Annotated in this window: 1 protein-coding gene; it reads right to left on the bottom strand. The window is 76.4% G+C overall.

Annotated elements, in window-relative coordinates; genetic code table 11:
- On the bottom strand, window positions 1-271 hold a 271-nt coding region (locus tag BZY54_RS52475; protein WP_341868722.1), incomplete at both ends, for an aminotransferase class I/II-fold pyridoxal phosphate-dependent enzyme.

The following is a 271-nucleotide window of genomic DNA, read 5'->3' as shown; positions in this document are numbered from 1 at the left end:
GCGCAGTCCCGCCCGGGCCAGGAGGTGCCAGTGCATGTCCAGGCCGTACGACTCGACGGCGACCGTGGCCGTGCCGCGCGCCCGCAGCACCTCGCCGAGGATCCTGAGGCCGTGCGAGAAACCCGAGCACACCAGGACGTGCTCCGGGTCGGTGCGTACGCCGCGCACCCGGGCCAGATGGCCGGTGAGGGCGGTGCGCAGTTCGATCCGGCCGCGCGGGTCGCCGTAGCCGAGGGCGTGGTTCGGGGCCGCGGTCAGGGCGCGGCGGGCG

The sequence above is a fragment of the Streptomyces carpinensis genome (genome assembly GCF_002154505.1).
Classification (GTDB): domain Bacteria; phylum Actinomycetota; class Actinomycetes; order Streptomycetales; family Streptomycetaceae; genus Streptomyces; species Streptomyces carpinensis.
This window is presented reverse-complemented; position numbering and strand designations above follow the sequence as displayed.